1 pseudogene is annotated in these 550 nt (G+C 40.0%); it reads left to right on the top strand.

Annotated elements, in window-relative coordinates:
- Positions 1 to 550, top strand: a pseudogene (locus ACFIO5_RS13335) (monovalent cation/H+ antiporter subunit A); the annotation flags it as partial.

The raw sequence follows: 550 nt of genomic DNA, 5'->3' as shown, positions 1-550 counted from the left end.
TATGCCTATTACGGCAACTCTCGCTTTGGTGGCGAGCGCAGCAATGGCTGGAGTTCCTTTGCTGAATGGTTTTTTATCAAAAGAAATGTTTTTTGCTGAAGCTGTTGAAAAACATATGGAATCATGGCTCGATTGGATTGCACCTTATGTGGCAACGCTCGCTAGCCTCTTTAGTGTTACCTATTCTATACGTTTTATTCATGGTGTCTTTTTAGGACCAAAACCTGTCAATTTACCAAAAACTCCACACGAACCACCGCATTTTATGCGTCTTCCAATGGAACTTTTGGTATTTGTTTGTTTAGCGGTTGGTATTATGCCTCATTTAACAATCGGGCCTATTTTGGATAATGCAGTTGTTTCTGTTTTAGGATCAATGACAGTTCCTTATAGTTTGGCTGTTTGGCATGGGTTTAATACTCCATTAATGATGAGTTTTGTGGCTTTATTAGGAGGTGCATTGCTTTATGTTGTCGGGGATCGTTGTTTTTTCTCCTGTGATGTTGGAGCACCTTTTTTTCGTCACTTAAACGGACCCCGTATTTTTGAA

Source organism: Bartonella sp. AA86SXKL, assembly GCF_042196885.1.
Note: the sequence above shows the minus strand (reverse complement) of the source record. Positions and strands in the feature narration are given on the sequence as shown.